General features: G+C 37.2%; 3 protein-coding genes and 1 pseudogene. 2 read left to right on the top strand and 2 right to left on the bottom strand.

Annotated features, from left to right (window positions below; all coding sequences use genetic code 11):
- Positions 1-136 precede the first annotated feature (136 nt).
- Together D9738_RS18550 and D9738_RS25220 are read right to left on the bottom strand one after the other, a co-directional pair.
- Entirely contained in the window at positions 137-769 is a 633-nt protein-coding gene (locus D9738_RS18550; RefSeq protein WP_130209557.1) for a response regulator transcription factor, read from the bottom strand.
- A 325-nt stretch (positions 770-1,094) separates the two neighbouring features.
- Positions 1,095-1,241, bottom strand: a pseudogene (locus D9738_RS25220) (IS3 family transposase); the annotation flags it as partial.
- A 569-nt stretch (positions 1,242-1,810) separates the two neighbouring features.
- On the opposite strand from D9738_RS25220, the gene D9738_RS18545 reads away from it, so the two are divergent.
- Both D9738_RS18545 and D9738_RS18540 read left to right on the top strand, forming a co-directional pair.
- Positions 1,811-2,803: a RepB family plasmid replication initiator protein gene (locus D9738_RS18545; RefSeq protein ID WP_130236391.1), complete on the top strand. Its 993-nt coding sequence runs from the start codon at positions 1,811-1,813 to the stop codon at positions 2,801-2,803.
- Positions 2,804-5,164: 2,361 nt separating this feature from the next.
- A complete protein-coding gene (locus D9738_RS18540; RefSeq protein ID WP_130260837.1) occupies positions 5,165-6,586 on the top strand; it encodes a hypothetical protein in 1,422 nt (473 codons plus the stop codon).
- The last annotated feature ends 225 nt before the right edge of the window (positions 6,587-6,811 follow it).

Below are 6,811 nucleotides of genomic sequence, written 5' to 3'. Positions count from 1 at the left end.
CCCCCCCCCCCCCCCCCCCCCCCCCCTATTTTTTTTTAATGATACGGCCCCCCCCGCGATCTACTATAGAGCTAAAAACACCCGAAACGAGCGAAATTTATACTAACTACCAGGCGCTATACCTTTCCCTTATACACTATATGGTACATACACCCATTCTCAGACCTACTTTTAGAAGTTCAATTCCACTATGAACATCCATTTTTTTCATCAGATTTAAGCGGTGTGTTTCAACAGTTTTATTACTGACGTCCAAAATTTTTGCGATATGTTTATTTGTTTGCCCATCTGCAATAAGTTGCAGAATTTGTCTTTCACGCATAGTCAGAAAATTACAAGGGACGGGTTTTCTTGTGACGGGCGATGTCTGAAGCAAACCATCATCGAAATAATGAGTATTATTATAAATATTTTCAATCGCGTGGTTTAAATTTTCAGGAGGACTGGTCTTCCAGACAACCCCCATAGCACCGGCATCAATGAATTTGTTTGCATCTATATATGGTTTTTTTTCCATATATGATATTAATTTTGATTTTATTCTCATAGAGTGTATCCAGCGTATAAGTTCAATGCCCCCCAGACCGTCAGAGAACTCACCAAGAATCAATACATCTGGCTGATATTGTGAACAATACTCAGCTGCACTCAGAGCATCAGTGAAGGTAGATGATACTTCATAAATAGATGGATACTTTGATAAGAATGTTACTATTCCCTTTAACATCAGTGGATATTTATCAGCTACCACCACACTAATTTTCTTCATTGTCTTCTTCCTTTTCCGGCAAATCCCTGGATCACCTTATAAATTTTAGGTGATTAACCCTATTGATTGTAAATAGGACTAGTTATATAGTCATGATGGAAATATGATTTATAGTTCATAACTACTTTTATATTTTTCTGATAATTTATTAATGACTAACTATGTGCTTAATGTAATAAGCTCTGTTTTTATTTTTATAAATATATGATCTCAATTTTTGTTGTTGTTATTCGTTCAATGCTATTGAGTTATTTTTTATGATGTTTATTTGTTGTTTAATACCTTCCAATTGTGACTTTTCTTCACACAGTTTTATCATCCAGTAACCTTTCTTGCTCATTCGTCTGTACAGATTATGCTGCTCCAGCAGCGCCTGATAGTCAGTTGAACCGTATTGGCTACCACATCAGTGTACTGTGACGTTTTGAGGCCTCTCACGTCTCTACAGCGCTATTTACAGGGTATTACAGGACGTCTTCCCGTCGTACGAGATGATGCGTACCGGTAGTAATCGTATGTGGCCTCAGGTTGATGATGATTGCCTGGCACACTTTACCTTCAGATAATCAGCTGATGTCTCTTGTCATTCCCGGGTTCTGGCGATGAACTTTTCTGCTCATTACTCATAATTACTTTATTCGTTTAGATCACAGTAGTTGATCCTAAGTAGATCCTTTTAAGATCCTAAATAGATCCCAGATCGCTGTAGCCTGCGTCAACATTGACTTCCGGGCGATCTTGATAAGCTATAGTTTGTAAATTATAAACTATAGCCTGCATTCATATATGCTGTAGCGAGATAAACCCAGGCTGTAGTTTGCAGTCTGTATAAGCTATAGTGAGCACTCTCTATAAAATTAAACGATAGCGATAATGTATTTTTTCTTTATTTTATAATGACATACGGATGCCCTTATAGATTTATACAGGTGTACACACAGGTTACGCACAGCATATCAACAGCTGTTTTCTTGTGCTATTAGCTCGGTTATATGGACTGGGTGCCCAAACTTGGAGCTGATTTTGGAAAAAGATATTGATATTAAAGATTTTTTTGATGAAGTAGATAAGCGAACAGGAGAAGTTGTATCTCTTACTCCGAACGCTAATAACACTGTACAGCCTGTTGCGCTAATGCGCCTGGGGGTATTTGTGCCTACCCTCAAATCGCTTAAAAACAGTAAAAAAAATACACTCTCAACGACAGATGCCACTGAAGAGTTGACCAGACTCTCACTTGCTAAGGCTGAGGGTTTTGACAAAGTGGAAATCATTGGCCCGCGACTGGATATGGACAATGATTTCAAAACCTGGGTGGGAATCATACATTCTTTTGCAAAACATAAAGTTATAGGTGATAAGGTTCAGCTTTCGTTTGTTGAATTTGTAAAGCTTTGCGGGATCCCGTCAAGCCGATCGTCTAAAAAGCTTCGTGAACGTATCAGCCCTTCCTTAAAACGGATTGCCGGGACAGTCATTTCGTTTACCAGCCAGACTAAAGAATATACGACGCATTTGGTTCAATCCGCGTACTACGACACAGCTAAAGATATCGTCATACTCCAGGCTGACCCCCGATTATTTGAGCTTTATCAGTTTGACCGAAAAGTTCTGTTGCAGTTAAAAGCGATAAACGCGCTTAAGCGGCGTGAGTCCGCGCAGGCTCTGTACACCTATATCGAAAGCTTGCCCAAAAATCCTGCACCTATCTCAATAGCGCGTTTGCGCGCCAGGCTAAACCTGAAATCGCCTGTTTTTTCGCAAAATCAGACGGTTCGCAGGGCAATGGAGCAGCTGAAAGAGATCGGATATCTGGATTACACGGAGCTGCAACGTGGACGGAGTGTGTATTTTAACGTGCATTATCGCAGGCCTAAGTTAAAAGCTCCCCGCTCTGATAGTGAAGCCTATGAACAACCTGAGCATACAAATGACTCGGTTGATCCTTCTCTGATTGAAAAAGTTAAGTTACTAGAAAAGCTGGGGATTGATCTCAAAGATTTGGAAGCTCTTTTGAACCTTCGTAAAACATAAGCTGTAGTCAGTAGAATGGACTGAATACTCACTATAGTTTATGTTTAATCGGATAGTGTCTTTCGATTTTGCAACGCTGATATCTTCAGTTTTTTATATAACTAGCTGAAAATTAATGTGTTTTATACATCCCCTCTCATTCTTACATCAATAGTGGTGCTGTTCTGCATCACTATTGATTTCTTTTAAGCCTGGTTTTACATAGGATTTTGACGACCTTTGCTCTGCTCAATGGTGTTTGCATCAAGTTAAGGATTACTGATTTAAATATAATAAGTAATAAGCAGATTAAAAAGTAAACACAAATACTATTAATGCAATATAAATCAGATAGTTACTTGTTTTTTGCCTTAGTGCTTATACTCGCTATAGCTTATATTAATCTTAAAAATCGACACTACTCCCTCTCTATAGTTTATGTTACTACCTATAGCATATGTTACTCTCTATAGTTTATATTGCTGCCTATAGTTTATTTAAATGAAACTAACGTACTGATATGCTGAGAAACATCAGCTAAAGAAAAGATAAAGACAGGAAAGCTCAGAGGCCAAAGTTCGGGACGTGGTTATCAGGTAAGAGTGTAAGAAAGCTGATAAAGTGCTTATGACACACTGTTATATTGGTTTGAGCGATGAGGATATAATGTTGTCTGATTAACGAAAGTGCCTGTTATATCTGTATCATTTATCATATGTATTTTTATATCTATATGTTATTTCAAAATAACAGAGCTAATCTGAAGATATCTCTTACAACATCTGTTCTCTCTATAGCTTATGCATCATGATCTGGTTCAGATTGCTTTGATAGCTCTGGCTTCTTGCTCTTTTGAGCGTACGAATGTTTGTGCAATTTAAAATCAATATATGAATAAACAATAAATAATTCAAAACGATAACTATATCCTGGCATTCTAGGTTAGAGCCTGGTGATGATCATACTTATGCTCATGCATATTAAAGATGCTTATTACTCACTGTAGCTTATTTATCCTTAATAAGTATGTTCTGTCTATAGTTTATCATAAGGACAATCCTTCATTATCCTGGTCAGCCAGAGTATAAGATTACTATCTATAGTATTAATTTGAATTGGTCTTTTATAGAAATGACATCAAAACTTGAACCGTCTTTTCTGGCTAATTACCCTTTAATTCTGTTATTCATATGTGTGTTATTCTTTTTTGATTCATATCAGTCTGTAAGTTGAAAAGCTTCCCCCATGATGTCGCCCGATTTTTAGCAGGCTATTTAATTGTTTTCTTCTTGTCATTATTAATTCATTCCTTACGTTCTTAGCCCGCTGTGTGAAGATAGCTTTTCTTTGATCGAGATGCTTAGTCCTTTTTTTATGTCATATGTGGAAAGGTACTCCATTTAATATGGCTGATATGTGGACGTAGTATCCATTTCTGCCATATTTCTCATTGGTAAAAAAATTATAAAGTTATGTATGAAATAATAGTTTGCACTGAGTAACCGTGTGTCGATTTCACCCTGAAATCGGCAGTAAAAAACGCTATAAATCAAAGCTTTATTTGTGTTTTCTCTATGGCGAAATCACCAGGGTGAAGAGGGCTGAAATATCATTCAGTGATTGTTAACACATTATACCTATTGTGACTCTCGACTCATTGGCGCCGGAACTGAAAGTGGAATTTACGGATTGAGTTCTGACCTCAAATTTTTGGGCTATAAAGTCTGTTGATGCGCTTTTCTTACTGCCTGCAAATAGCTACCTGGTCGCTTTATCAATAAAAATCTCACTTAACATTGTTAAATGATGAAACGTTGTTATAAAACGCATCTGTTAAAGGTGTGGACCAACGTATGGTTAATGACTGACAGAGGAACCTTAAGTACACGAATGCTAATGTTGACGATTTCAACCTGAAATTTTTTGAAAAAATTCAGTAAATCAATGGATTGCTTACACTGAAGGTTGGCGAAAGATTTTAATCATCATGAATGAAAAAGGCGGTTCAGTAGAACATGAAATCGCTTTGTATAAGTCAGCATGACTAAATGGCAGATTACAGTAAGGCAACAACCTGATAGAAAAGAGCTTTATTTCGGAATGTAATGGCTACTATGTACCAATAATCCTTCATGTACTTTTCAGGTATGTAGGCAAAAAACGTTTAGATAAATACTGAACTGTTCACCTTGCGACAGTATTGCCATGATGGCTGTTTGACCCAGTTTTTATTTTATTAACGTTAACGTTGGAAAATCTGAATAAAAGAACCGTAAGGATTAAGCGTCGGGATCGCAACTGATGATGTGTTCTGTGCTTGTTAAGTCGTGTTAAGACATATCAGCTTAGTGTGCCGATCCTTTTGAAGGGAGAAAATCGCATATGTCAGAAAAATATGTCCAGGTATGCTCTACTGTATGTGCGATGAGTCATTTAGAAACCGCTGCATTGGATGGAATTGAAACGTATTCGACAAAATATCAGCTGGATGTTGCAGGGGTAAACGTCGATTTTAGCAGGGCTGATGCTATTGCTGATTATGCAATTTATAACTGTCTCAATATTATCATGCGTACAATTAGCCCTGATTTTGGCAAGGCGCAGAAAAAAGAAGCGAAGGTAATTGCTGGTTTATTAATGGTATCTTCGCAAATAGCAAAACTATCTGAAAGCGCAGAAAAAGAACTTGCTCAACAAAACTATGTTGAAGCATTGCGTCACCTGGTCTCACAGGCCTGTCTCAGTTTGAGTTTATTGGTATCTACAAATGATAAGTCTGGTTACGGCAACTACCGGCTATTATGCCGATTGCTGGATATAGCAAAAAATTCTGATTGCCGACAGCGGTTGTTGAAGAGGTTTCAGTTAGTAGACGCATACTTTACTATGTGTAGCGTTGACGACCATTGTGTAAAAAAATTAGGGATTAACGGGACATTAGCTTTTCGTAGTGAGACGTCATCACATTATTGCGATGACCTGCCAATACTGGTTCAATTTCCTGTTCAGGTGGTAGATGTAAGCAAAGAACCTTACGCTCTGTCACTTATCAAAAAATATCATTATCCGGCCTTCCCTGAATCCACAATTGAAGGTGATTTTGTTGTTAATGCTCGAATCGCAGAAAAATTAGAGAAAACTCGCCAACAAGCTTTAATACGTTCAAAACGTTACCAGAAAGCAAATGATAAGCTCAATGAAGCAATTAAAATATTACTGCACGATATAACGCGAGGCATTTCTGGTATTTTCGAACTGAATGGGGGAGAGGGGGATTTTAGGGAAATTTATCAATATATAGATGTTGTAAAAAAGGAAAATGAAAACAGAAACGAAGAGTATCAAAAGTGGCAAAAATCATCCTTGCAATATATAGAATATGCGAAAAAATTATTAGATAACACATTGATTATACAGAATAATATACAGAACATCTTTGCGATAGTTGCAGGGTTGGAAGCATTGGGTACTGATTATGTTACAGTAATGGAAAAATATCTTGAATCAAAAGGTTTGATAATAGATGGTAATGATAAAATCAAATCAAAATTCAGGATCCCTGCTATCTCATTAAATGGAAATTTAATAGAATACAATATTGAATGCGGTTCAGTAATATCTATTCTTGCTGAGGCTGAACGTTGTTATTCAGGTAGTGAGAAAACTAAATTTATATGTAAGAGTAATGATGTTATTCCTGTAGTTGATCCTTCTCTTTATTTTGAAGTTAAACAGATCATTGAGTTAGTAACTAATTATAAGAATAGTGCTTCTGAACTTATAAGGTCTATTAGCTCAGGTTGATTTGGCTGTTACTGATTATTTATAAGAACCCGAGCAGCTAATGTCTGGCTCATATCTTTCTCTATTCCTGATGTTATGGATGACTTGCTGATCAGGGGCTCATGGGCAATGCCTGACTTAGCGTTGACTCATTAACCATTTGAATAACTCCCCGGTAATTACCCGAATTGACATAAATGTGCCATTGGTAGAATATTCCAGTGCTGTAGTAAATCTGCGGCCGGG

It is taken from the genome of Escherichia sp. E10V5 (assembly GCF_004212315.1).
Lineage (GTDB): Bacteria > Pseudomonadota > Gammaproteobacteria > Enterobacterales > Enterobacteriaceae > Escherichia.
The sequence above is the reverse complement of the archived record's forward strand: the minus strand, read 5'-3'. Positions and strand labels throughout refer to the sequence as shown.